This is a genomic window from Variovorax sp. GW531-E2, assembly GCF_059423125.1.
Map to the genome: position 1 here is coordinate 187,168 of NZ_JBWKXQ010000001.1, position 24,723 is coordinate 211,890.

A 24,723-nucleotide genomic window follows, 5' to 3' on the forward strand; every position below is an offset into this window, starting at 1 on the left:
CTGGTGGCGCGCGCAGGCGCACCCGGCGACGCGGTCGCGCGGCTCAACACCGAGATCAACAAGGCGCTGGACACGCCCGAGATGAAGGAGCGCCTGGCCGGCCAGATGCTGATCGGCGTCAAGTCGACGCCAGCAGATGTCCTGAAGTTCACGCAGCGCGAGTCGGCGGCCTGGGGGCCCATCATCGATCGGCTGGGCATCGCGCAGTGAGTGACATGGCGCAGGTTTCTTTCGAGGCGCTGGACCACGCGCTGCGGCGGTTTCCGGGGTATCGGCTGTTCACCGTGCTGGTGGTCGACCCCGGCCTTGCGGCGTCCCGGCGCCTGTACACGAGCGACCCGGTGGCGTATCCGTGCGGCGGTACCAAGCCACTGCACCATGACAACGACTTCTTTCGCGAGGTGGTGCAGGGCGGCCGGGCGCGCATCTGCGTTGATCAGGAAGCCTGCCGCCGCGCGTTCCCGGACCATGCGCTGATCGACGCGCTCGGCTGCCGGTCTGCCATCAATGTGCCGATCCGGCACGACGGCTGCACTGTCGGTTCCCTGAACCTCCTGCATCAGGAACACTGGTACCAGCCCGACATGGTGCCCGCGCTGATGCGCTTCGCCGAACAGGCTGCGCCCTTGCTTCTTTCGCTCCGATACGTTGAGATGCCCGCATGACGATCCATCGCCGAACCTTCGTGCTGAATGCTGCCGTGTCCCTGTGTGCGGCATCGCTCGCCACCGCGGCGCGTGCAGCCGGCCCGGGCTACCCTAGCAAGCCGATCACCATCGTGTTTCCCTATGCGGCAGGCGGTGCCACCGACGCCATGACACGGCAGATCGCGGACCTCATGGCCAAGGCGCTCGGCCAGCCGGTCATCGTCGACGCGAAGCCGGGCGCCGGTGGATCGATGGCGCTGCAGCAGGCCGTGCGCGCCAACCCGGACGGGCACACGCTGGTGCTCGTGGCCAGCGGAACGATGGCCGTCAATCCCTACCTGTACGACCTGAAGTACAAGCCGGTGGAAGACCTGGCGCCCATCACGATCCTGGTCGACATTCCCTTCGTGGTCGTGACAAGGCCGGACTTTCCCGCACGCACCCTCAAGGAATTCATCGCGCATGCCAAGGCGAATCCGGGAAAGATCTCGTTCGCGAATGCAGGCGTGGGCACGCAGGCCCACCTGACGCAGATGATGTTCATGAAGGAGGCCGGCATCTCGGCCAACGTCGTTCCCTACAAGGGCGGCACGGGCGCCATCGCCGACCTGCTGGGCGGCCACATCGACGCCATGATCGACAACGCCGCCGCGCAGGTTGCGAACGTGCAGGCCGGCAAGGTGCGCGCGCTGTTCGTCACGACGCGCGAGCGCAGCGAATCGCTGCCCGGCGTGCCCACGGCGCAGGAGGCCGGCTTGCCCGGCTTCGTGACCTCGGGATGGTTCGGACTGGCCGCGCCCAAGGGTACGCCGCAGGCCATCGTCGACAGGCTCAACGCGGTGATCGTTCAGGGCATGGCGCGGCCTGAGACGCGGAAGAGGTTGATTGACGCGGGGTGGATGCCGGTTGGCAGTTCGCCCTCTGAGGCAGCGGCGCGGGCCCGGTCAGACCTTGCGCGGTTTGGGCAGATTGCGCTGCAGATCGGGCTGAAAAAGGAGTAAAGGTCTGCTGACGAGTTGACTTTCGTCACTTTCGGCCGGCGGCGCATGACCCTAACATGCGCGCCATGAGCATTCCTGCGTCGACCCGGGCGTCCGCCATCCTGATCGTGGACGACCACGACCTGGTGCGCCTGGGCGTGCGTGCCTTGCTCCAGGCGCAGGCCTCGCCCGACGGGCCGGCGGTCGAGGTCTTCGAAGCCAACAGCATGGCGCAGGCACTGGCTGTGTACGAGCGCTCTCAGGCGAGCATCGGGCTGGTGTTGCTCGATCTGGCACTTCCTGACACACGAGGCTTGAGCGGCGTGTCCGTTTTTCTCCAGCGTTATCCGCAGGCCCGCGTGGTCGCGTTGTCGGGCGCCGGCGCCACCGCGCTGGCCCAGAACGCCATTGCGCAAAGTGCGTTGGCTCAGGGCGCCAGCGCATTCTTGCCGAAGTCGGCCAACCTCAAGGAGGTGGTGAGCTTCATCCGTGCCTGCGGCCTGCTCGGGCGGGACGTTGTCGATGGCCTGCCAGGTACGTCCAGGTGGGTTGCGCGGGCACCCCGCCGTTGCGCCGGTGGCGCCCTGAGTTCGCTGACAGGAAGCCAGGCGCGTGTGCTGCAGATGATTCTCGAAGGCAAGTCCAACAAGGAGATCGCACTGTTGGCCGAGTTGCGCGAAGGCACGGTGAAGAACTATGTTTCGACGATCCTCTTGCTGTTCGGTGTGCAATCGCGCGCGGAACTGATCAGCAGCCTGCGTTGATTCACCGCAGGAGGTGCAACGCGATCGTCGAAGAAACAAGAACGAAGGGCCAATTCATGAATGACGCTGCCCGGTCGATGCATCAGGCCCCGGCGGCCGCCGATCTGGACCATCGGGTGCTCCGCGAACACCTGGCCTCGGTGTATGCCGCGCACACGACGGCCACCTGTGCGCACATCGGCTTCGCCATTGCCATTGGCATCTTCGGCTACTTCAACATCGATTCGACCCACCACCTGCTGGTGATCGGTATGGTCGCCGCCGTCGTGTCGATGAATCTGTATGCCTTGCTTGCGCCGCGGTGGACGCCGGATGTCCCCTTGTCCGAAAGCCACCATTGGGCGCGCCGCTACACGTGGATCGTCACGCTGGTCAGCGTGACCACGGCGCTGCCATGCGCCTTGTTCCTCGTGCTCATCCAGAGCCCGGCAATGACGACCGTTGTGATCGTCGTGATCATGGTCAGTTGGACCCGGGCCATTCAGGCCCGTTGGCCGATCAAGGGGGCCATGTTCGGCTGCGGCATCCCCGTGATGGGCGGGCTGATTCTTGCCTTGATCTGGCACGGTGGCACGCTGCACTGGTTTCTGGCGCTCTTCAGTTTCGCCAATCTGGTACTGACACTGCACGAAGGGGTGAAGCAGAACAAGCGGCTGACAGCCTCCTTGATGTTGCAGTTCGAGAACGAGATGCTGGCGGCACAGTTGCGCGAACGCATCGCCGCCGTGGAGCGCGCCAGCGCGGAAAAGACCCGCTTTCTTGCCGCGGCCAGTCACGACCTGCGCCAGCCGATGCATGCCATTGCACTGTTCGGCGCGGCCATGGAAACCGCACTGCACGACCATCCTGAAAGAACGAATGCCAAACGCCTGATGCGCGCCGTCGACGCGCTCGGCGCGTCACTGGACACCATGCTCGACGTGTCGCATCTCGATGCAGGCGTCGTCGTGTCTGAACCGCAGGCACTGGAACTCGATGCGCTGCTTCTTGTCCTCAACCAGACCTTCACCCCCTACGCTGAGCAGAAGGGTCTGCAATTGCGCATCCGTGCCAGTGGCATGTGGGTGCGCAGCGACATCCAGCTGCTGTTCCGCCTGCTTTCGAATCTGGTCGACAACGCCTTGAAGTACACCCACGAGGGCGGTGTGAGCGTGGTCGCGCGGCGGCGAGGCGACAAGGTGTGGCTGGAGGTTCGCGACACCGGCGTCGGCATTGCGCCTGAGCAGTTGAGCCGCATCTTCGAGGAGTTCTATCAGGTCGACAACCCGGGCCGCGACCGGGCGCGCGGACTCGGAATCGGGCTGTCGATCGTCCAGCGCCTGTCGCACCTGATGTCTCACCCGATCGAGGTGCACTCGCGACCGGGACGTGGCACGCATTTCCGCGTGGTCCTGCCGCAAGCCGAGGCAGCGATCACCGCGCCGGCCGAACTGCTGCTCGATGAACTGGAGATGCCCGCGCATCGCAGCCTTTCTGCACCGAACCTGCCCGGGCCGGTGCTGCTGATCGACGATGAAGCGGAGATTCGCCTGGCCATGGCGGCACTGCTGCGCGCGCACGCCGTCGATGTGGTGGCTGTGACGGACGAATCGCATGCGGTCGAAGCATTGACGCACCCGGATGCGAAAAGCCTTCCGTTCTCGATGCTCTTGTGCGACTACCGGCTGGCCGACGGGGGAGATGGACTCGAGGTCGGCCTGCGCTTGCTCGAGCGCTTTCAGCTCGACATTCCCCTTCTGCTGATAACTGGCGAGACGGCCCCGCAGCAACTGCGGCGTGCACAGTCATCGGGGGTGCCGATGCTGTTCAAGCCGGTGAGCGCCGCTGCGCTCCTGCAGGCGATGGCGGAACTGACATCCGTCACGGGGAAGACGCGGATTTTTTCTCCGGCGACCCGCTACTTCAGAGACCCGTCGCCGGTGACCTGATTGTCTGCCGTGTCATTGCCACGGAGCTGTTCGCCTGGTGGGTCGATTCCAGTTTCAGAGACGCCTTGCCAAGACGTTCCTTTTCAAAGTCAGGTGAGAAGAATAGATCGGGAAGGAGAATCCAGAATCGTCACGTGCATCCTCTCGATATTGGAAAAAGAAGACGCCGTCTCTCTTCCGATCTCATGGTTCGCATTAGTCATAACTGCCTCAAAACCAAATATCAATTTCCAATAGCTTTCAGGTTGTGTGACTTTCGGCATGGGGGAATTTCTCCCGCCAGCCATACAAACGTCGACGGCGATATGACGGGCCACGCTGGGAGGCCCGATCGCCATGGACAACGTTGCCATCTCGGCAGCATTGGCTTCGACAAAATTGAAAGGCAAGGGAATGAAATTCAGAAAATCTGCAGTGGCTGCTGCAACGGCAGTCGCCTTGATGCTTGCGGCATGTGGGGGTGGCAGCGGGGGCGGAGGTGGAGGTGGCTTCCCCGTGGGGCTTATCGGGCCTGGAACGGACGACCCCGGAACACAAGGTCCTGGAACGCAAGGGCCCGGGACGCAGGGGCCTGGAACGCCAGGCCCAGGAACGCAGGAACCTGGAACCCAGGAACCCGGAACACCCGCACCCGCGCAATATGAGACGCTCCCGTCCGCCTGGGACGGGGACAAGGATTCCTACATTGCATCCGTGCCGGCCGTCGTGCAGCAACTGAACGACCAGGGCGCCAAGGGCAGTGTCCGCATGCGTCCCGTGGGAAGCAATTCGCTGTATGTCAATCCGCAAGCCGCCAACGACAAATACAGCTACAAGGAATTCACGCTCACCTTCTCCGGTCGCGATGGCTGGGACGGGGCCAGCAACGCGCTGCTGCAGCGGTTGGAAGACGAGGGCGCCAAAGGCTATGTGCTGCACCACCTGGTGGGGGAGACGCACACCCTGGACGATTCCCTCAACGCCATCCGCAAGGCCAGCTTCATCCTGGTCAAGAACGAAAGTCAGCCCGTCACCTACACCTATCGGAAGTTCAGCTTCGATCTGATGATGCCGGCAGACTTCATTGCACAGTTGAATGCGTGGGGACAGGAAGGCTATCGCTTCCTGAATACGGAACTGGGTCTCAGCCCGAGCGTGAATGCGATCGTCGTCAAAAGCTCTGCAGCCGCAGGGGCGACCTACAGTTACGCGTTCGAACCCATCGTCTCCGATCCCAAGCCGCAACTCACCAGCCGCGGTCAAAGCGGATTCCGCTACAGGGGCTATTTCGAGTACTTTGCGAACCGCAGCGGACAGCCCGTCCGAGGCGTTTTCAATACCTACGAACTCGACAGCAGCAAGCCCGCGGCGGTGGCCTATCGCTTCTCGGATGAAATGCCTGGAGGCCCGGTCGATATCAATACGACCGAAGGACTCGCGCGACTCAATGACCAGGCGAGCCAAGGATTTTTCTACGCCGGCCTGAGTGTTCCTACCGGAGCGAGCGGGGGCGCCGCGATGTTCTTCGCCGACTATGCGGTCTATGTTCAGGGCGCATTGCTGGCGGACCTCAATCGCGGAGGCGCCGTTCTTTTCCCCTAGACATCTGGCATGGGGGCCGCCTGCCTGGGCAGGCGGCCATCCTGTCTAGAAGTTGCCGCGCAAGGTCACCATGGCGCTGCGCGGTTCGCCGTAGACATTGCCCCAGGCCGGCGCGCCGACGGTCTGGTAGTAGGTCTTGTCGAACAGGTTGTTCACGTTCAGTGCGGCCGACCAGTTGCGGTTGATCTGGTAGGCAACGCGCGCGCTCCAGACCGCATACGAGGCCTGCTCCAGCTTGATCGCGCCCGTGGTGCGTGAACTCGCGGTCTGGAAGTTCACGCCGCCGCCCAGCGTCCAGGCGTTCAGCGCGCCGGGCAGGCGGTACTCGGTCCACACGCGCACCATGTGCTTGGGCGAATACGTGCTGGCGAAATCGATGCCGGCATTGGCCGTGTCGTTCAGGTACTTGAAGTGGTTGAACGTGTAGCCCGCGAACACCTGCCACCCGCGCGCCACTTCGCCGCTGATCTCCGCGTCGAGTCCCTCGCTGCGCACCTTGCCGGTGGACACGGAGCAGTAGGTGCTCCTCGTGCAGACATTGACCAGGTCTTCCTGCGCCCGGTTGTTCTGGTCGAGTCGGAACAGCGCCAGCGAAGCGTTGACCTTGCCGTCGAGCAGCTCGCCCTTCAGGCCCGCCTCGTAGTTGCGGCCCTTGACGGGAGGCAGCATGTCGCCGGCGGCGGTCATCGCGTTCTGTGGCTGGAAGATGTCGGCATAGCTCACGTACGCCGACCATTGCGGAGTCAGGGCGTAGATGAGTCCGCCATAGGGCGTCAGAACGCCGTTTTCGCGATAGGGCGCGGTCGCCGGGTCGCCGGTGATGCGGTCGCGATCGCTGGCCCGGTAACGCGTGACGCGGGCGCCGGCGACCAGCGTCAACGGATCGCTGAGGCTCAGGCGTGCGACACCGTAGGCGCCCGATTGGGTGATGCGTGTCTCGGTGTCGCCGCCGCGGTAGCGCCTGGCGACGAAGGTCGCGTCGCTCGGCTCGGCAATCGCCGAGACCGGTGCGAAGACGTTGTTGGCAACGCCCGCCAATTGCATCAGCGAGAAGTCGCTGTGGTTGAACATGCGTCCGGTGTTGGCGCCGAAGCTCACCGAGTGCCTTCTGCCGAAGGCGTCGAATTTGCCGTCGACGGCGAGGTCGAGTGTCTTGTTGTCGGTCTTGAAATCGAACAGGCCGCCGTACATCACGTTGCCCGCCAGGGTCACCGGATTCACGGCACCCAGCGGGAAGGCGTACTTGATGTCCTGCTGCTCGCGCACGTAGCCGGCGGTGACCTTGAGCGACCAGTCGGCATCGAAGCGGTGCGCGAGTTCGGCGAACGCCGAGGTCTGTGCGCTTTTCCAGCGGTTCCAGTCGGCCGCCAGGTAGGTCGACCGGCGCAGGTGCAGGTCGGCACCGTTGCTGTAGCTCGGCAAGCCCTGGAAGAACGGGGTGGCGCGCAGTTTTTCGTGGCTGACGCCGAGGGTGAGCACGGTCTGCGGCCCGATGTCGGCGGCGAGCACGCCGTACAGCACGCCAGTGCGGCTCTTCGCGGTGTCGTAGAAGTAGTCGCGGTCGTTGCCGCTCGCGACGACGCGGCCGCGCAGCGTGCCGGCTTCGTTCAGGGGGCCGCTGGCGTCGACCTCCGCGCGGTAGTTGTTCCATGAACCCGCGCTGGCCGAGAACTGCAACTGCTTGTCGGCCGTCGGACGCTTGCGCACCATGTTGATCGTGGCGCTGGGCGAGCCGGCCCCTTGCAGCAGGCCCGTGGCGCCGCGCACCACCTCCACGCGATCCAGCGTGGCGGCACTGCTCGTGAAGCTGTTGGCCTGGGGATAGTAGAAGGCGCGGTTCACCCCGTCGTACTGGTAGCTGTCCACGCGGAAGCCCCGGGAGTAGACATAGCGCCCGCCCATCGGGCTGTCGTACATCGTGATGCCCGTGGTCTGGGCCAGCACGTCGTCGATGGTGTGCAGGTTCTGGTCGTCCATCTTTTGGCGCGTGACCACCGTGACCGACTGGGGGATCTCCTTGAGTGTCTGCTCGCCCTTGCCGACGGTGACGATGCGGCTGGCATACGACCCCGAGCCCTCGGTGATCGCGCTGCGCTCGGCCTGCGCCGTGACGCGCACTTCACTGAGCAGGTTGCTCTGCGCGTCCGCGGGTGCGGCCGATGGGGTCGCGCCGGGTGCCGGATGACGCAGCGTGTAGCCGCCGCCCGCGCGTGCGACCGCTTCGAGGCCGGTGCCCGCGAGCAGTCGCGAAAAGCCGTCGCCGACCGCATGGGTGCCGCGCAATCCACCGGTGCGGCGGCCTTCTGTCAGCGAGGGTTCGAAGGACAGCGTGACGCCGGCCTGTGCGGCGAAGCGAGACAGCGCCGGGCCCAGTGCGCCTGCGGGGATGTCGTAGGCCGCGGTGGCGGCTGCCGGCGGGTTCGCCTGTGCGGTCGCGGCGCCTGAAGCGGCGAGCGCGAAGGCCAGGCAGAGGGTTCTCACGCCGTGGGTCACGGCGCTCGGGCGCGCGGGCATGCAAAGGGAAAGTGGCCGCATGGGCGCGGTGCGGGAGGAGGGCAATGCCATGGTTCGGTGGTCCTGTTCTTGCCGTACTCGCAGCACGGCTCCATGGCTTGCCCGACCAGGCTTCAAAAAGGGACAGGGATCGGCGAAAAATTTTTCATCTCAGGCCGGCACCACCGTCACCCACCACCGGGTGCGCGTGAGCACCTGTACGGGCAGTGTGGTGGCCACCATCGACAGCACGTAGTCGGTATCGCGCAGCTGGAACGCACCGGACAGGCGCAGGTTCGCCACCTCCGGGCTGCAGTGCAGCAGGCCTGGCCGGTAGCGCGACAGCTCGGCGCAGAAGTCGGCCAGGCGCATGTTCTCGGCGTAGAGCACGCCCTGTGTCCACGCCTGGCTCTCGGGCGAGACGGCGGTGAGGGCCGAGGCGCCCTGGGCGTTCAACACGGTCTGCCGGCCGGCCGCAACGATCCCCGCAGGCGACGACGCGCCGCGCAAGGTGACCTCGACCGCGCCCTCGGTGACCGCCAGACGCACATCGGGCGATGCGGTCTCGTGCGCGTCGTCGCCCAGGCGCACGGTGAAGCGCGTGCCGAGCGCGCGCAGCCGGCCCTGCACCGTTTCCACGATGAAGGGGCGCGCGTCGGCCGCGGTCGTGACCCGGATGGCGCCCGCGCGCAGCCGTACCGTGCGTTGCGTGCCGTCGATGCGCACGTCGATCGCGCTGCCGGTGTCGAGCAGCACGCGGCTGCCGTCGGCCAGCCGCACGTCGCGCCGTTCACCGGTGGCGGTGGCGTGGTCGGCGGTCCAGCTGTCCCACGGCGCCAGGCGCCAGGCGAGCCAGGCGGCCGGCGCGGCAGTCGCCAGGACGGCCAGCGTGCGCAGCGCGGCCCTTCGGTTGCCGCGTGCCTGGCGCGCCAGCACCGGCACGCCGATGTTCGCCGGCACGGCGCCGAACTGTTGCGACAGGCGCTCGGCACGCTGCCATGCACGCTCGTGCGCCGGGTCCGCATGGCGCCAGGCCGCGCAGGCCGCGTGGTCCGCTTCGCCTGCCCGGCCGGAGTGCAGCCGCACCAGCCATTGCGCGGCCTCGCCCAGCGCGGCGCTGTCGGGTGCGGATGCGGGTGGCCGTGCGCTCATTCCACCAGCGCCAGGCAATGCGCGAAGCCCAGGGCCATGTGGCGCTTGACGGTGCGTTCGCTGATCGCCAGCCGCTGGGCGATCTGCGCGTAGGTCAGGCCTTCGAGCTGCGACAGCACGAAAGCCTCGCGCGCCTTGGGCGGCAGGCCGTCCAGCATCGCGTCGATGGCGTCCAGCGTCTGCAGCAGCTGCAGGCGGTCTTCGGGCGACAGCGCCAGCGCCTCGGGCACCTGCGCGAGCGCATCGATGTACGCGCGCTCCAGGGCCTGCCGGCGCCAGTGTTCGCTGACCACGCCCTTGGCCAGCGTCGTCAGGTAGGCGCGCGGCTCCCGCAACGTGGGCAGCACCTGCGGTCGCAGCAGGACGCGAACGAAGGTGTCCTGCGCCAGGTCGGCGGCGCTGTGCGCACAGCCCAGGCGCCGGCGCAGCCACGTGCTGAGCCAGCCGTGATGCTCGGTGTAGAGCGCGTGCACGGTGTGGGTGTCGGCGGAAGGCATGAAGAGGGAAGGCGATGCAATTGAGAATTACTCTCATTTTAAGAGCATCGCGGCCTGGCGCGCTGCGCGAGCGTTCGGCGTTGCTGCGCAATGCAGCCAGACGCCGTCCCGGTGCGGATCACGAATCCCGCAATCCGCACCCCCTCACCGCAACCCCGACTGCCGATCCGCCGCCTCCACCAGCTGCATCAACCCCGGCCCGATGGTGTCCAGCAGCTGCGCCTTCTTCCAGCGGAATCCCGGCACCGCGCAATTGAACAGGAGCCGGCGCGGCCCATAGCGGATGCGCGCCGCGGCGCCCGCGGCAAGCACGCCAAAACCTGAATCCCCAAGATTGATCGCGAAGCCGCGCTTGCCGTAGTGCGCCACGCTCTCGCGCACGCCTTCGAGGCAACGCGCGTGCTCGTCGGGCCGCTCGTGCTTCACGCGGGCCAGGAACTCCTGGCGCTCACCCGCGGGCAACTGCGCGAGCCACGCACGCCCCATGGCGGTTTCGACGATGCCGCGCACGGCGCCCACGCCGGGGCGCTTGAGGGTGCCGCCCTCGTGGGCGCAGGTTTCCAGGTAGACCACGTCGAGGTCGCTGGTCACGCCGACCGACACCGCGCCCTCGACGCGGTCGGCCAGCTGCTGCATGGCCGGGCGCAGCAGGGCCAGCATGGGCGTGTTGATGACGTAGGGGTAGCACAGCGCCACGGCGGCGGGGCCGATGAAGTAGCGGTCCAGGCGTTCGTCGTGGTCCAGGAAACCCATGGTCAGCAAGGTGCGGCACAGGCGCGAGACGGTGGGGCGCGACAGGCCGAGCTTGGCCGCGAACTCGCTGTTGGCGTGCGCGCGCGGGTCGCCGACAAAGGTCTGCAGGATGAGCAGGCCCTTGGCCAGGGTGCCGGCGATGTACGGGTCTTCGTCCCGCACCCGGCGCAGGTCGTCGGAATGCTTCATGGGCTGGCGGCGATTCTGGACAGGGCGGGGCATGGGAGTGAATTGCAGTTTCAATGATTGAAATTCAGTGCCAGCAATTGTGGACCTGCTTCCTACAGTCGCGGCCACCATGATCCGAGATATCCCCCACTTCGAGGCCCTGCGGGCCGACATCCGCGCGTTCGTTCGCGAACGCTGGCATCCGCTGGAAGACCAGGTCAGCCGCGACAACGACATCCCGCCCGACGTGGTCGACGAGCTGCGGCGCAAGGGCTACTTCGGCTGGAGCATTCCCGAGGCGTACGGCGGCCTGGGCCTCACGACCGAGGAGCTGGTGCTGTGCGCGATGGAGCTGTCGCAGTCGTCGGTGGCGCTGCGCGCCCGCGTGGGCACCAACACGGGAATCGGCTCCGAAGCGCTGGTGGCCGATGGCACCGAGGCGCAGAAGCAGCGCTGGCTGCCGCGCATGGCCACGGGCGAGCTCACCGGCTGCCTGGCGCTCACGGAGCCCGAGGCGGGCTCGGAGGCGAGCAACGTGCAGACCACCGCGCGCCGCGAGGGCGACCACTACGTGCTCAACGGCAGCAAGCGCTTCATCACCAACGCACCGGTGGCCGATGTGTTCACCGTCATCGCCCGCACCGAAGACGGCTCGAAGGGCAGCAAGGGCGTGTCGGCGTTCCTGGTCGAGCGCGGGCCGGGCCTCACGACGGGCGAGCCCTACCGCATGATGGGCCAGGCCGGCTCCTTCGTGTCGGACGTGCATTTCAATGAATGCCGCGTGCACGCCGACCAGCTCATCGGCGGGCGCGAGGGCATGGGCTTCCAGACGGTGATGAAGGTGCTCAACAAGCAGCGCCTGCACCTGGCGGCGCTGTGCACGGGCCCGGCGATCCGCATGCTGGACCTGGCCATGGCGCACACCAGCAGCCGCAACCAGTTCGGCCAGGCGGTGGCCGACTTCCAGCTGGTGCAGGCCATGATCGCCGACAGCCGCACCGAGATCTACGCGGCGCGTTCGATGATCCTCGAGGCGGCGCGTGCACGCGATCGCGGCGAGGACGTGGCCCTGTCGGCCTCGATGTGCAAGTACTTCGCGTCGGAGATGTGCGGCCGCGTGGCCGACCGCGCGGTGCAGATGTTCGGTGGCTCGGGCTACGTGGCCGACTTCAGCCCCATCGAGCGCTACTACCGCGACGTGCGCCTGTTCCGCCTGTACGAGGGCACGAGCCAGATCCACCAGCTCAACATCGCCAAGCTGGCGCTGCGCGAGGCGGGCGCGCGATGAACCTGCGCACCGACCTCGCGGCACGGGTGCGCGACTTCGTCGAGCGGCATTGCATCCCGCTCGAATCGAATGCCCATGTGCACGACCCGCGGGCGATGGATGCGGCGCTGTCGCAGTTGCGTCCGGTCGCGCGCGAGCTGGGCCTGTACCTGCCGCAGATGCCGGTGGAGGAGGGCGGGCTGGGCCTGTCGTGGGTCGAGCGCGCGGCGGTGTTCGAGGAGGCCGGTCGCAGCTACCTGGGCCCGGCCGCGCTGAACTGCGCCGCGCCCGATCAGCCCAACATGATCAGCCTGCTGCGCCAGGGCACGCCCGCGCAACAGCAGCGCTACCTGCGGCCCTTGGCCGAGGGCCGCATCCGCTCGTGCTTCGCGATGACCGAGCCGGCGCCCGGCGCAGGCTCCGACCCGTCGATGCTGCGCACCACCGCGCGGCGCGAGGGTGACGGCTGGGTCATCGACGGCCACAAGTGGTTCATCACCGGTGCGGTGGGCGCGGCCTTCTGCATCGTGCTGGCGCAGACGGACGAAGGGCCCACCCAGTTCATCGTGGACATGGACCACCCGGGCCTTTCGCTGGTGCGCGCCATCCGCGCCATCGACCCCTTCGCCGTGGGCGGCCATGGCGAGCTGCGCTTCACTGCCTGCCGCGTGGGCGCCGACGCGGTGTTGGGCGAGGTGGGCTCGGGCTTCGTGGCGGCGCAGCAGCGGCTGGAGCCCGCGCGCCTGTCGCACTGCCTGCGGCTCATGGGCCGTGCGCGGCGCGCGCTCGAGATCGCGCAGGCCTACGTGTGCGAGCGCACGTCCTTCGGCGATCGGCTGGCCGACCTGCAGCAGGTCCAGGCGATGGTGGCCGACTGCCACATCGACCTGCATGCCAGCCGGCTCATGAGCCTGGATTGCGCGCGCCGCATGGACGAGGGCCTGTCGGTGAAGACCGAGTCGGCGATGACGAAGGTCTTCGTGTCCGAAGCCCTGAACCGCGTGGCCGACCGCGCGGCGCAGATGTGCGGTGCGCTGGGCATGTCGGAAGACGCACCCATCGCCCTCATCGTGCGCGAGCTGCGGCCTTTCCGTATCTACGACGGCGCCTCCGAGCTGCACCGCGCCACGCTCGGGCGCCGCTTCCTCACGCACTGACACGCTGAACACACAGAGAAACTGGAGACTGACGATGACGTCCTTGATCAAGAAACTTTCGCACCTGACCGCAGGCTTCGTACTCAGCCTGGCCGGTTCGCTGGCGCTGGCTGCCTTCCCCGACCGCCCCGTGAAACTGGTCGTGCCTTTCCCCGCCGGCGGCAGCACCGACCTGGTGGCGCGCGAGGTGGCGCTGGAGCTGGGCCATGCGCTGGGCCAGCCGGTCATCGTGGAGAACAAGCCCGGCGCCGGCAGCCTCATCGGCTCGGAGCTCGTGGCGAAGTCCGCGCCCGACGGCTACACGCTGCTCATGGCGGGCCTGACCAACATCTTCCTGCCCTACGTGCACAAGGGCCTCACCTGGAACCCGGTGGACGACTTCGTGCCCGTGGGCCTGGTGGCCGACTTGCCCAACGTGATCGCGGTCAACGCGAAGACGCCGTACCAGAAGCTGCCCGAGCTCATTGCCGCCGACAAGGCCAAGCCCGGCCAACTCGCCTTTGGCTCCGCGGGCCCGAGCACGCCCTCGCACCTGGTGTGCGAAATGATCAACCACCAGGCCGGCATCAAGATGCAGCACGTGCCCTACAAGGGGAACGCGCCGGCGGTGAACGACCTGATCGCCGGCCACATCCCGGTGATGTGCAACAACCTCGGCGGCACGCTGCCCTACATGAGCAGCGGGCAGATCCGCATCCTGGCGCAGACCGGCCGCACGCGCTCGCCCTCGGCGCCCGACGTGCCCACCTTCGCCGAGCTGGGCCTGCAGGGCTTCGACAGCGGCCTGTGGGTCGGCATCGTCGCGCCCAAGGGCACGCCCGATGCCGTGATGCGTCCGCTGCGCGCGGCATTGGCCAAGGCCTTGCCCGCGGTGAAGGACAAGCTGGCCAAGCTGGGCGCGGCCGCGCTCGATCCGTCGCTGCCCGCCTACGGCCAGCGCATCGCCGCCGACCGCAAGCTGTGGGACCCGGTGCTCAAGCGCGTCGACCTGAAGGGCAACTGATGGGCCAGCCGTCTGACCACGCGCCCCTGCACGGGGTGCGCATCCTCGACATGGCGACCGTGCTCGCCGCGCCGTTCTCGGCCACGCTGTGCGGCGACATGGGCGCCGACGTCGTCAAGCTCGAACTGCCGGGCGGCGGCGATCCGCTGCGCGGGCTCACGCCGGTGCACGAGGGCCATCCGCTGTTCTGGAAGACCGCGAACCGCGGCAAGAAGGGCATCTCGCTGGACGTGCGCAAGCCCGAGGGCCGCGCGCTGTTCCTGCGGCTCATCGCCGGCTTCGACGTGCTGGTGGAAAACTTCCGCACCGGCACGCTCGATGCGTGGGGCCTGGACATCGCCACGCTGCACGCGGCCAACCCGCGCCTCATCGTGCTGCGCCTCACGGGCTTCGGCCAGACCGGCCCGTATGCGCGCCGGCCGGGCTTTGCCCGCATCTTCGAAGCGATGAGCGGCTTCACGCACCTGACCGGCGAGCCCGATGGTCCGCCGCAGCACATGAACTATCCGCTGGGCGACGTGGTGGCGGGCCTCTTCGGCGCCTTTGCCATCAGCACTGCATTGGCAGAGCGCAACGCGCTGCCGCGCGCGCAGCAGCGGGGCGCCGAGATCGACCTGTCGGCCACCGAGGCGATGTCGCGCCTGCTCGATCCGCTGGCGGCCGAGCACCGCATCGGCGGGGTCGTGCGCGAGCGCACGGGCTCGCGCGCCACCTACACCGCGCCATCCAACGTGTTCCGCGCGTTCGACGGCGTGTGGTTCACGCTGGTGGGCACGGGCGGGCCGATCTTCGCGCGCATCTGCCGCGCCATCGGTCGCGACGACCTGCTCACCGACGCACGCTTTGCCGACAACGCCGCGCGCATCCGCCACCTCGAGGCGCTGGACCGCATCCTGGCTGACTGGTGCGCCAGCCTGCCGTTCGCGGAGCTGGCCGCGCGGCTGGACCGCGAAGACGTGCCCTACAGCAAGGTGTATTCGATCGCCGACCTGCGGGCCGACCCGCACATGCAGGCACGCGGCGCCTTCATCGACGTGCCCGACGAGCAGTTCGGCACCGTGCCGGCACCGGCGGCCGTGCCGCGCTTCGTGGGGCGCGACGGCGTTCGCCCGGCCGCCACGGGGCCGCGCACGGGGCAGCACAACGCCGAGGTGTATCGCGCACTGGGCCTGGGCGAGGCACAGCTCGCAGCGCTGCGCGACGCGCAGGTGATCTGAAGCGCGCCTGCGCTTTCGCCTGCCCTGCCGGGTAGGCGTTTTGTCATGCCTGCCCCCGTGCCGTCGCGGGACACCTGACTCCCCCAGAAAAGGGCGCTCCGCTCATGTGCGAAAGCGGTGCGATTCCTACAGTCATCCCCATGCCGAACGCTTCTTCCCACGCCGGGAAGGCCAGCGGCTTCGGCCGGCCACGATCACCGGGGACACCGCATGGAACCGCTCGAAGTTCTGCCGAGAACCGCCCTGAGCCTGCTGCGCGAAGACGCCGGCATGTCGTTCATGGAGGTTGCGCTGATCGGTGCGCTGGTGATGGTCGTGGCCATTTTGCTGGTGCTCGCCCTGCGGCGCAGTGCCTGAACACGGGGAGCCCGCCATGCAGGAATTCAACGCTGTTCTCGAACTGCTCGCGATGCTGGCCACCGACATCCGCATGCTGGCGCTCTTCGCGCTGCTCGGCGTGGCGGCTGTCAGCGACTGGCGCTCTTATCGCATTCCCAACTGGCTGACCTTCGGCGGCGCGTGCTTCGCCCTCATCTACGGAACGATGGCGGCACGCACGCCGGCGTCGGGCGCGGCGAGTGCATTCGGTGGCCTGGCCGTGGGCTTCGCCGCGATGCTGCCGTTCTATGCGCTCGGGATCATGGGCGCCGGCGACGTCAAGCTGATGGCGATGACCGGGGCCTTCCTGGGGCCCCAGCAGACGCTGATGGCCTTGCTCTTCACTTTCATCGCGGGCGGCGTCGCGGCGCTGGCCTTCGCGATCCATCGCCGCCGCCTGGTCCACATGCTTGGCAACGTCAAGGCCACGGCGCAGGGCATGGTCATTTCCAGCATCGCGGGCATGCGGCCCGACGGGCGCCTGCAGGCGGGCCAGTCTGTGGGCAAGTTGCCCTACGGCGTCTGCATTGCGGCGGGCACGGTGGTCCAAGTGCTGGCGCACCAGCTGGGCTTTGTCTAGCTCCTACATGTTTCACCCCTGGCGGAGGTTCGTATGAAGAACATCAAGGCGATCGGGCTGATCTTTCTGGCCCTGCTGTTCGGGCTGGCGGCCGCGGTCTACGCGACCGGCTGGATCTCGCGACAAGGCGGCATCGCGTCCAACAAGGTCGTGGTGGCCGCCGTCGACATCGACCTGGGCAGCCGCGTCAACGCGCAGATGCTGTCCACGGTCGACTGGCCCAGCGGCTCGGTGCCGAACGGCTCTTTCAGCGACATCAAGGCGCTGAACGACCGCGTGGTGAAGGTCGGCGTGCTGCGCGGCGAAGCGCTCATCGAGGGCAAGCTGGCGCCGGTGGGCACGCAGGGCGGGCTGTCGGCAGTGATCGCCAGCGGCAAGCGGGCCATGACGGTGCGCGTCAATGACGTCGTCGGCGTGGCGGGCTTCGCGCTGCCGGGCAACTACGTCGACGTGATGGTCAACGCCCAGCAGGACAAAGGGCGCGGCGAAGACGCGCTGCAGATCAGCAAGACCGTGCTCGAGAAGGTGCTGGTGCTGGCGGTGGCCCAGGAGGCCAACCGCGACGACACCAAGCCGAAGGTCGTGAGCGCGGTGACGCTCGAGCTTTCGCTCGAAGACTCCGAGAAGCTCGACCTGGCACGCAGCGTGGGCACCCTGTCGCTCGTGCTGCGCAACCAGATGGACAAGACCACGGTCGCCACCCTGGGCATCACCAAGGGGCAGCTGTTCGGCGAGAAGAAGGACATCGTGCCGGTCTCCACCGCGGCGGCTCCGGCCCGCCCGCGGGTGCGGCTGGCAGGTCCCGCCACGCCGCGAGCCTCCGAGTGCGTGGAAGTGATCCAGCACACAGGCCGCTCGCTCACCTGTTTCTGATCGTCCATCAGGAGGAACACCAAGTGCGCCCACTCACAACAACCATCGCCCGTCTGCTGGCGACCCTCGCGACAGTGGCGACCCCCGCCATGGCCGCGGAGGTCGTGGCAGCCGCCCCCACCACGGCCGCCGCCATGCCTGCGCCTGCTGCGGCAGCTGCAACGGTTGCGGCAGCACCCGCGGCCCCGGCCAGCCGGCGCTGCACCGCCATCATTCCGGACTCCGACCCGACCTATGCCGTGCTCGGTAAGTCGGTGGTCATTCCGTTGAAGGCGCGCGTGGTGCGCATCGTGGTCAGCGGCCAGCCCCAAAACCAGGCGGCCGCGCCGGCGGCGGCGCAGGGTGCCCCAGCCATGGCGGCGCCCCCCCAGCCCCGCAGCGATGGCGTCGGTGACATCGAGGTCACGCTGCTGAGCCCGACCGACCTGTTCTTCCGCGGCCGCCAGGCCGGCTCGATGAACGTAGTGCTGCAAAGCGCCGACGGCACCTGCTACATCAAGGACGTGATCGTCACCATCGATCCCGGGGCGCTGCAGGCCAAGCTGGCCGAGCTGATGCCCGAAGAGCGCCGCATCCGCGTGCGCAGCGCCGAGCGCTCCATCGTGCTCACCGGCGAGATCAGCGACGCGCTGAAGCTGGACGACGTGATGAGCCTGGCCGCGGCCTATGGTGCCGACGGCAAGAAGGTGGTGAACCTGCTGCGCGTGGGGACACCTCAGCAGGTGATGCTCGAGGTGAAGATCGCCGAGGTCAGCAAGACGCTGCTCGACCGGCTGGGTTCGCGCGTGGGCTACTCGCGCACGAGCGGCGGCGGCCTGCACAACTACTCGCTGATCTCCAATTTCCTGAGCACGGGAGGCGGCCTGGTTGAGGCGCTGCGCATCGGCCGCGGCGTGGTGACCATCGACGGCCAGAAGGACGACGGCCTGGTGCGCATCCTGGCCGAGCCCAACATCATGGCCATCAGCGGCCAGCAGGCCAGCTTCCTGTCGGGCGGAAAGATCTTCATCCCCGTGGCGCAAAGCGGTGGCAGCGGCATCGGGAGCACCATCACGCTGGAAGAAAAAGAGTTCGGCATCGGCGTCAAGTTCATGCCGACGGTGCTCAACGGCGACCGCATCAATCTCAAGATGGTGTCGGAGGTGTCGGACCTGTCGCAGACCGGCTCGCCCTTCACCACGGTCGGGGGCGTGACGTCCGTCGTGCCGTCGCTCACGGTGCGGCGCGCCGACACCACGGTGCAGCTCAACGACGGACAGAGCTTCGTCATTGCCGGGCTCATCAAGAGCAACGCGACGGAGGCGATCAAGCGCTATCCGGGCCTGGGCGAAGTGCCGGTGATGGGCGCGCTGTTCCGCAGCACCGAGTTCCAGAACGAGCAGACCGAGCTGATGTTCGTCATCACGCCGCGCCTGGTGCGCCCGCTGGCCGAGTCGCCGCGTGTGCCGACCGATAACCACGTGCTTCCCAGCCGCGCCGAGATCTACCTCAACGGCGCCCTCGAAAGCAGCACCCCGGCCCCGGCCGCCCCGGCCAGCGAAACCCCGTGAGGAGCCCCGCCATGTTCATCCGATCGACCCCCCTCGTGCTCGCATGCCTCCTGGCTGCAGGCTGCTCGAGCGTCACGCCCCACTACGACGCGCGCTTCGGCGAAGCCGTGCGCGACGCCAGAAAGAAGATGACGCTGAACCCGAACGCCGGCAAGAACGGCGACCCCGTCACGGGCATGGACGGCCGCGCGTCGCGCGAGGCGATGGTGCAGTACCAGGAGTCCTACAAGACGCCACCGCCGGTGACCAACGTCATCAACATCGGCGGCGGCATCGGCAGCCAGAGCGGCGGCTCGGGAAAGTGACAGGCCGCGTGAGGCGGGTTCATTCCACTCGAGTCTTCACATGGAAAGGAGAACGCGACGAATTGCAATGACATTTTTCCACCACCACTCTTTTTCAAACCCGATTTCCAACTGTTCAAACCTTGAAAGGAAAGAACCATGAAAAACTTTCTTAAGGCCATCGGCCAATCGACACGCGGCTTCATGCTCGAGGAAGAAGGCGCACAGGTCGTCGAGTACGCGCTGATCATCGCGGTCGTCTCGATCGCGCTGGTCATCGCGTTGAGGTTGCTCACCACAGGGGCCACCTTCACGAACTTCATCGGTCGCGTCAACACGTGCCTGAACGGGCCGGGCCCCTGCGTCTAAGTGGCGTTCAGGGAGGGGAGCGGGGAGGGCCCCTCCGGCTCGCTTCGCTCCACCTTCTCACCCGTTTCCACGCGACTGTTTCTTCACAAGAGCCGAGGTCATCACCATGTTCAAAAGATTCCTGAAAGACGAAAGCGGTGCTCAGGTCGTGGAGTACGCGCTGATCATCGCCATCGTCTCCATTGCATTGGTGCTCGCGCTGCAGCCGTTGGTGACCGCAGCGGATTTGGGAACCCTCGTCGCCCGGATCGTCGTCTGCCTGAGCGGCTCCGGCTGCGTGTAGGGCAGAAACGTCTTCTCCATCGTCCAACAAGAGGTCCGATCATGAAAGCCCGCCGCACCCCTCGCCGCCAGCGCGGCGCGATGATCGTCACGGCCGCGCTGTTCCTGTTGTTCCTGCTCGGCTTCATGGGCATTGCGCTCGATTTCGGCCATTTGTTCGTCGTCAGGACCGAGCTGCAGACAGCGGTGGACAGCTGCGCGCTGGCCGCGGCGCGCGAGCTCGACAAGACGAGCTCGGCGATCACGCGGGGCAAGAGCGCCGGCCAGACGGCCGGCAACGCGAACCGGGTGAACATGCAGTCGGCCACCTGGGGCGGGCAGGGCCAGATTCTGGCCACCGAAGTCACGTTCCGCGACGCTTCCTATGTGCCCACGAGCGTTCCCACCGCGGCCGTCTACGCACAGTGCGCGCACAGCCAGCCCAACATCAGAATGTGGCTGATGCAGGCCATCGGCGCCTTCTCGGGCGACACCGCCGGCAACCCCGCGACACGCAGCGTGGCGGCGAGCGCCGTCGCCACCCGCGCGAGCGCACAGACCGCATGCCCCATTCCGGTCGCGGCGAAGCCGAAGCCGGGCGGCACGGCGCCGAACTACGGCTTTGCCGTCGGCGAATGGGTGACGCTCATCATGGCGCAGAACGCGGCCACGGGCGGCCAGATCGGCTGGGCCAACCTCGACGGCAGCAACAGCGCCTCGGAAACCGAAGCCGAGCTCAACGGCCGTTGTGGCGCCAGGGTGGGCGACACGATCGGCACCCCTGGCGTGCAGACCTCGGTGGCCGACACCTGGAACCAGCGCTTCGGCATCTACAAGAACAGCGGCGATCCGAGCGTGGATCGGCCCGACTACACCGGCTATGCCTACACCTCGCTCAACTGGCCCGCGCAGTTCAATGCCTATACCGGCGCGCCAGGCGGTGGCGCAGACCCCACCGCCCAGAACTTCGTGACCAAGCGAGCCGCTTTCGCGTCCTGCGCGGACACCGGCACCAAGGTGAAGGGTGCGAACAGCTGCGAGTCGATCACCGGGTTGTCGCTCAACAGCTTCCAGAAGCTGGCCACGCCCGGCAACGTGGCCGGAGGCCACATGCAGTACGGCATGGACCGCCGCTTCGTCACGGTGCCGGTCATCGACGGCGGCAACCACGTGATCGACTACCTCTGCATGCTGATGCTGCAGCCGCTGAGCATTCCGATGACCGACACGCAACTGGAATTCCTCGGCAACGCGGGAGCCGCCGCAAGCCCCTGCACCACCAGCGGGCTGGCCGGTGGATCGGCAGGCCCGCTGGTTCCGGTCCTGGTGAGGTGACCATCATGAGAAATTCCCATCGCACCCAGCATGGCGCCGCGCTGATCGAGCTGGCGCTCATCACGCCGCTGCTGCTGCTGCTGACCTTTATCACCACAGAGTTCGGCCGTGCGGTGTACGAGTACAACACGGTCGTCAAGTCGACCCGCGATGCGGTGCGCTACCTGTCGGTGCAGACGCCCGGCACGCACATCGCCGAGGCGCGCAACCTGATCGTGTACGGCAACATCGCCGGCACCGGAACACCGCTGGCACGCGGGCTGAGCCTTTCGAACGTGCCCGCCGGAAGCTGCTGCACCTGGCAGGCAGCAGGAGCCAACCCGATCATCACCACGGTCACGGTGCGCGTCAGCAGCTACGCCTTTCATTCGCTGTTCCCTTCGGTGATGGGCGTCGTTCTCACCGGAGCGAACGGCAACATCGTCTTCAGCGACATCACCGCCACCATGAGGGCTCCGTCATGAGACACCACGTCAAGGGCGCGACCACCGTCGAATTCGCCTTGGGTCTGCTCATCTTCCTGATGCTCGTGCTCGGTATCGTCGACTTCTCGCGCATGCTGTTCATGTGGAGCGCAGCCCAGGAGGCAACGCGCGCGGGAGCCCGGTATGCGGTGGTGTGCGACGACACCGCCTACCAGGCCCAGGTGCTCGCTCGGATGCAGGCGCTGCTGCCACAGATCAACACGGTGTCGGTGACGTGGGAGCCTTCGGGCTGCACGGCGGCCACGTGCCAGGGTGTCACGGTCGGCATCACCGGCCTGAACTACCAGTGGATTTCTCCCATCGTGGGCGCCGCGGCGCCGCTGATCCCCATGCCTGGGTTCTCCACGTATCTGCCGCGCGAGGTCATGCGCAGGGATCCGAACAGCGCGGCCATCTGTTCCTAACAGCACACCGGACACGACCATGAAGATCGCCATCGTTTCCCCCAATCCGAACCACCTGCAGGACATGCGCAAGGTGCTGGAGCCGCGCGGCCATGCCGTGTCGCTCTTCGAAGGCGGCAAGAGCCGGATGCAGGCGGTCGTCGACAAGGTCGCACCCGACCTGCTGCTGGTCGACGGCATGTGCTGCGACCCGCAGGAGCTCTCGCTGGTGGAGGCCCTGACGCTTCGGCATCCGGCGGTGGCGGTGGTGCTGCTGTGCGCGATGCAGACGCCCGAGTTCCTGATTCACGCGATGCGCGCGGGCGTGCGCGAGGTGCTGCCATCGCCCGCCGACACCACCGCGCTCGAGGCCACCGTCGATCGCATCGCGCTCAAGATGGCCGGTTCGCAGGCGCGCAGCCCCGGGCGGGTGGTTGCGTTCATGCCCTGCAAGGGCGGCAGCGGCGCGACCTTTCTCGCGACCAACATCGCGCACCAGCTGTCGCGCGAGCGCTCGGTGCTGCTGATCGACCTGAACCTGCAATTCGGCGATGCGCTGTCGTATGTGAGCGACCTGCGCCCGACCGCGACGATGGCTGACGTGGCGCGAGACATCGGGCGCCTCGACGCCTCGCTGCTGGCGGCGAGCGTGGTGCGCGTGTCGCCGAGCTACAGCATCCTGCCCGCGCCCGAGGACCTGGCGCGCGCGATGGACGTCAAGGCCGAACACATCGACGCCATCCTGCAGGTGGCGCTCGCGCAGTACGACTTCGTGATCTTCGACCTCGGCACGCGCATCGACACGCTCACGCTGCGCGTGCTCGACCGCGCGGAGCGCATCTTTCCCGTGATGCAGACCAGCCTGCCCCACATCCGCAACGTGACGCGCCTGATGCAGGTGTTCAAGTCGCTCGGCTACGCCACCGGCAAGGTCGAGCTGCTGGTGAACCGCAGCACCGGCGGCGGCGAGATCGGGCTGTCGGACATGCGCCGGTCGTTGCCCGGCGCGACGTTCACAACGGTGCCGGACGGCGGCAAGGACGTCGACGCCTCCATCAACCGCGGCGTGCCGCTGGCGGAGATGTCGCGCGGCAGCGCACTCGCCAAGCGCCTGGACGAGATCGCCCACACGCTCAGCCCGCGGCCGGAGGCGACGCCCGGCTTCATGGGGCGGCTGTTCCGCCGTGCCTGAGACAGGGCGGATTCCCATCAATACCCAGGCGGAGGTGCCAACATGTCATTCAGGGACCAACTCAATGCGATCGACAGCGATGCGGGCGCGCGGCCGGCGGGGCCAGCAGGGCCGGTCCTCGAGCTGACCACGTCGCCTTTCGCCTCGGACACCTACAAGCTGCTGAAGGAGCGCATGCACCTGAAGCTGCTGGACCGCTTCGACCTGGCGGCGCTCGAAACCCTCCAGCCCGACGCCCTGCGCCAGGAAATCTCGACCATGGTCGGGCGGCTGCTGCAGGAAGAGCCCGAGGCGCTCAACGACATCGAGCGGCGCACGCTGATCCGCGACATCCAGCACGAGATGCTGGGCTTCGGACCGATCGAGCTGCTGATGGCCGACCCGACCGTCTCGGACATCCTGGTCAACTCGCCGGACCAGATCTACGTGGAGCGCCGGGGCCGGCTGGAGCTGACCAACGTGAGCTTCACCGACGAGAAGCACCTGCTGCGCATCATCGACAAGATCGTCTCGCTGGTGGGGCGGCGCATCGACGAGTCCAGCCCGATGGTCGATGCGCGGCTTCCCGACGGCTCGCGGGTCAACGCCGTCATCGCGCCGGTAGCGCTCGACGGGCCGATGATGTCGATCCGTCGCTTCGCAAAGATCCCGCTGCGCATGGCCAACCTAGTGGGCGATCTCAAGTCGCTCACGCCGCCGATGGCGCAGATGCTCGAGGGCCTGGCCCAGGCCAAGGTCAACATGCTGATTTCGGGCGGCACCGGGGCAGGGAAGACCACGCTGCTGAACATTCTCTCGGGCTTCATTCCGGAGACCGAACGCATCATCACCATCGAAGATGCGGCCGAACTCCAGCTGCAGCAGCCGCACGTCGCGCGCATGGAGACGCGGCCGATGAACATCGAAGGCAAGGGAGAGATCACGCAGCGCGCGCTGGTGCGCAACGCGCTGCGCATGCGGCCCGACCGCATCGTGATCGGCGAGGTGCGCGGCGCCGAGGCGGTCGACATGCTGCAGGCCATGAACACGGGCCACGAAGGCTCGCTGACCACCATCCACGCCAATTCGCCGCGCGATGCGCTGGCGCGGTTGGAAAACATGATCGGCATGGCGAACCTGAACCTGCCGCACCGCACCGTGCGCCAGCAGATCGCCTCGGCGATCACGGTGGTGGTCCAGGTGTTGCGGCTGGTCGACGGGCGGCGCAAGGTCACCAGCATCCAGGAGATTACCGGCATGGAGGGCGAGATCGTCACCATGCAGGAGATCTTCACCTTCCACCAGACGGGCATGGGTCCCGACGGCCAGGTGCGCGGCCATTTCCAGGCGACCGGTGTCCGGCCGAAGTTCATGGAGCGGCTGCACGCGTACGGCGTGGAGCTGCCCGACAGCATCTTCGATCCTGAAAAGCACTACGAATAGGAGC

General features: G+C 67.2%; 27 protein-coding genes. 22 read left to right on the plus strand and 5 right to left on the minus strand.

Features of this window, described 5'->3' with window-relative positions; all coding sequences use genetic code 11:
* Positions 1–3: 3 nt before the first annotated feature.
* The 5 genes from AC07XP_RS00735 (at position 4) to AC07XP_RS00755 (ending at position 4,319) form a co-directional block, all read left to right on the plus strand.
* Positions 4–210, plus strand: a complete 207-nt coding sequence (locus AC07XP_RS00735) for a hypothetical protein (RefSeq protein WP_495263485.1) — start codon at positions 4–6, stop codon at positions 208–210.
* A gap of 5 nt (positions 211–215) precedes the next feature.
* Entirely contained in the window at positions 216–665 is a 450-nt protein-coding gene (locus tag AC07XP_RS00740; protein WP_495263486.1) for a GAF domain-containing protein, read from the plus strand.
* Positions 662–1,648 carry a Bug family tripartite tricarboxylate transporter substrate binding protein gene (locus AC07XP_RS00745; RefSeq protein WP_495263487.1) on the plus strand — a complete coding sequence of 329 codons (987 nt, stop codon included), beginning with the start codon at positions 662–664 and terminating at the stop codon, positions 1,646–1,648. The genes AC07XP_RS00740 and AC07XP_RS00745 overlap by 4 nt, the downstream gene beginning before the upstream one ends.
* 65 nt (positions 1,649–1,713) lie before the next feature.
* Positions 1,714–2,391 (plus strand): response regulator transcription factor, encoded by a 678-nt coding sequence (locus tag AC07XP_RS00750; protein ID WP_495263488.1) that lies wholly within the window; start codon positions 1,714–1,716, stop codon positions 2,389–2,391.
* Between the two features lie 56 nt (positions 2,392–2,447).
* Complete coding sequence (locus AC07XP_RS00755) at positions 2,448–4,319, plus strand: ATP-binding response regulator (RefSeq protein ID WP_495263489.1); 1,872 nt, start codon at positions 2,448–2,450, stop codon at positions 4,317–4,319.
* An 89-nt stretch (positions 4,320–4,408) separates the two neighbouring features.
* Here the strand turns inward: AC07XP_RS00755 and AC07XP_RS00760 are convergent, their stop codons facing one another.
* Positions 4,409–4,708 carry a hypothetical protein gene (locus AC07XP_RS00760; RefSeq protein WP_495263490.1) on the minus strand — a complete coding sequence of 100 codons (300 nt, stop codon included), beginning with the start codon at positions 4,706–4,708 and terminating at the stop codon, positions 4,409–4,411.
* Positions 4,709–5,012: 304 nt separating this feature from the next.
* Here AC07XP_RS00760 and AC07XP_RS00765 point away from each other — a divergent pair, with 304 nt between their 5' ends.
* A complete protein-coding gene (locus AC07XP_RS00765) occupies positions 5,013–5,900 on the plus strand; it encodes a hypothetical protein (protein ID WP_447745344.1) in 888 nt (295 codons plus the stop codon).
* Between the two features lie 45 nt (positions 5,901–5,945).
* Here AC07XP_RS00765 and AC07XP_RS00770 read toward each other — a convergent pair whose 3' ends face one another.
* The 4 genes from AC07XP_RS00770 to AC07XP_RS00785 all read right to left on the minus strand — a co-directional run bounded on the left by AC07XP_RS00770 (position 5,946) and on the right by AC07XP_RS00785 (position 10,984).
* A complete protein-coding gene (locus AC07XP_RS00770; protein ID WP_495263491.1) occupies positions 5,946–8,381 on the minus strand; it encodes a TonB-dependent siderophore receptor in 2,436 nt (811 codons plus the stop codon).
* A gap of 183 nt (positions 8,382–8,564) precedes the next feature.
* Entirely contained in the window at positions 8,565–9,545 is a 981-nt protein-coding gene (locus AC07XP_RS00775) for a FecR domain-containing protein (protein ID WP_495263492.1), read from the minus strand.
* Positions 9,542–10,042: a sigma-70 family RNA polymerase sigma factor gene (locus tag AC07XP_RS00780; RefSeq protein WP_307693269.1), complete on the minus strand. Its 501-nt coding sequence runs from the start codon at positions 10,040–10,042 to the stop codon at positions 9,542–9,544. Before AC07XP_RS00780 ends, AC07XP_RS00775 begins: the two co-directional genes overlap by 4 nt.
* A 144-nt stretch (positions 10,043–10,186) precedes the next feature.
* Complete coding sequence (locus tag AC07XP_RS00785) at positions 10,187–10,984, minus strand: IclR family transcriptional regulator (protein WP_240531139.1); 798 nt, start codon at positions 10,982–10,984, stop codon at positions 10,187–10,189.
* A 109-nt stretch (positions 10,985–11,093) separates the two neighbouring features.
* Between AC07XP_RS00785 and AC07XP_RS00790 the strand changes: the two genes are divergently transcribed.
* The 16 genes from AC07XP_RS00790 to AC07XP_RS00865 all read left to right on the plus strand — a co-directional run bounded on the left by AC07XP_RS00790 (position 11,094) and on the right by AC07XP_RS00865 (position 24,719).
* Positions 11,094–12,251 carry an acyl-CoA dehydrogenase family protein gene (locus AC07XP_RS00790; RefSeq protein WP_495263493.1) on the plus strand — a complete coding sequence of 386 codons (1,158 nt, stop codon included), beginning with the start codon at positions 11,094–11,096 and terminating at the stop codon, positions 12,249–12,251.
* Positions 12,248–13,387 carry an acyl-CoA dehydrogenase family protein gene (locus AC07XP_RS00795; protein ID WP_495263494.1) on the plus strand — a complete coding sequence of 380 codons (1,140 nt, stop codon included), beginning with the start codon at positions 12,248–12,250 and terminating at the stop codon, positions 13,385–13,387. Before AC07XP_RS00790 ends, AC07XP_RS00795 begins: the two co-directional genes overlap by 4 nt.
* A gap of 34 nt (positions 13,388–13,421) precedes the next feature.
* Positions 13,422–14,390 (plus strand): Bug family tripartite tricarboxylate transporter substrate binding protein, encoded by a 969-nt coding sequence (locus AC07XP_RS00800; protein WP_495263495.1) that lies wholly within the window; start codon positions 13,422–13,424, stop codon positions 14,388–14,390.
* A complete protein-coding gene (locus AC07XP_RS00805) occupies positions 14,390–15,607 on the plus strand; it encodes a CaiB/BaiF CoA transferase family protein (protein WP_495263496.1) in 1,218 nt (405 codons plus the stop codon). The genes AC07XP_RS00800 and AC07XP_RS00805 overlap by 1 nt, the downstream gene beginning before the upstream one ends.
* A 210-nt stretch (positions 15,608–15,817) precedes the next feature.
* Entirely contained in the window at positions 15,818–15,964 is a 147-nt protein-coding gene (locus AC07XP_RS00810) for a hypothetical protein (RefSeq protein ID WP_167395048.1), read from the plus strand.
* Between the two features lie 16 nt (positions 15,965–15,980).
* On the plus strand, positions 15,981–16,565 hold the full coding sequence (locus tag AC07XP_RS00815) for an A24 family peptidase (RefSeq protein ID WP_492696766.1): 585 nt from the start codon (positions 15,981–15,983) through the stop codon (positions 16,563–16,565).
* A gap of 33 nt (positions 16,566–16,598) precedes the next feature.
* A complete protein-coding gene (gene cpaB / locus AC07XP_RS00820; RefSeq protein ID WP_492696767.1) occupies positions 16,599–17,438 on the plus strand; it encodes a Flp pilus assembly protein CpaB in 840 nt (279 codons plus the stop codon).
* 89 nt (positions 17,439–17,527) lie between these two features.
* Positions 17,528–18,988, plus strand: coding sequence for a type II and III secretion system protein family protein (locus tag AC07XP_RS00825; RefSeq protein WP_095947059.1), 1,461 nt, complete (start codon positions 17,528–17,530; stop codon positions 18,986–18,988).
* 11 nt (positions 18,989–18,999) lie between these two features.
* Entirely contained in the window at positions 19,000–19,293 is a 294-nt protein-coding gene (locus tag AC07XP_RS00830) for a hypothetical protein (RefSeq protein ID WP_095947060.1), read from the plus strand.
* Between the two features lie 138 nt (positions 19,294–19,431).
* A complete protein-coding gene (locus AC07XP_RS00835) occupies positions 19,432–19,641 on the plus strand; it encodes a Flp family type IVb pilin (protein ID WP_095947061.1) in 210 nt (69 codons plus the stop codon).
* A gap of 106 nt (positions 19,642–19,747) precedes the next feature.
* A complete protein-coding gene (locus AC07XP_RS00840; protein ID WP_495263497.1) occupies positions 19,748–19,924 on the plus strand; it encodes a Flp family type IVb pilin in 177 nt (58 codons plus the stop codon).
* 41 nt (positions 19,925–19,965) lie between these two features.
* On the plus strand, positions 19,966–21,237 hold the full coding sequence (locus tag AC07XP_RS00845; protein WP_495263498.1) for a pilus assembly protein TadG-related protein: 1,272 nt from the start codon (positions 19,966–19,968) through the stop codon (positions 21,235–21,237).
* A 5-nt stretch (positions 21,238–21,242) separates the two neighbouring features.
* The gene (locus AC07XP_RS00850) at positions 21,243–21,701 is read left to right on the plus strand and encodes a TadE/TadG family type IV pilus assembly protein (protein ID WP_495263499.1); all 459 of its coding nucleotides are present in this window, start codon (positions 21,243–21,245) and stop codon (positions 21,699–21,701) included.
* Entirely contained in the window at positions 21,698–22,126 is a 429-nt protein-coding gene (locus AC07XP_RS00855; protein WP_095947064.1) for a TadE/TadG family type IV pilus assembly protein, read from the plus strand. Before AC07XP_RS00850 ends, AC07XP_RS00855 begins: the two co-directional genes overlap by 4 nt.
* 19 nt (positions 22,127–22,145) lie before the next feature.
* A complete protein-coding gene (locus AC07XP_RS00860; RefSeq protein ID WP_495263500.1) occupies positions 22,146–23,297 on the plus strand; it encodes a CpaE/TadZ family protein in 1,152 nt (383 codons plus the stop codon).
* 42 nt (positions 23,298–23,339) lie between these two features.
* Entirely contained in the window at positions 23,340–24,719 is a 1,380-nt protein-coding gene (locus tag AC07XP_RS00865; RefSeq protein WP_495263501.1) for a TadA family conjugal transfer-associated ATPase, read from the plus strand.
* The last annotated feature ends 4 nt before the right edge of the window (positions 24,720–24,723 follow it).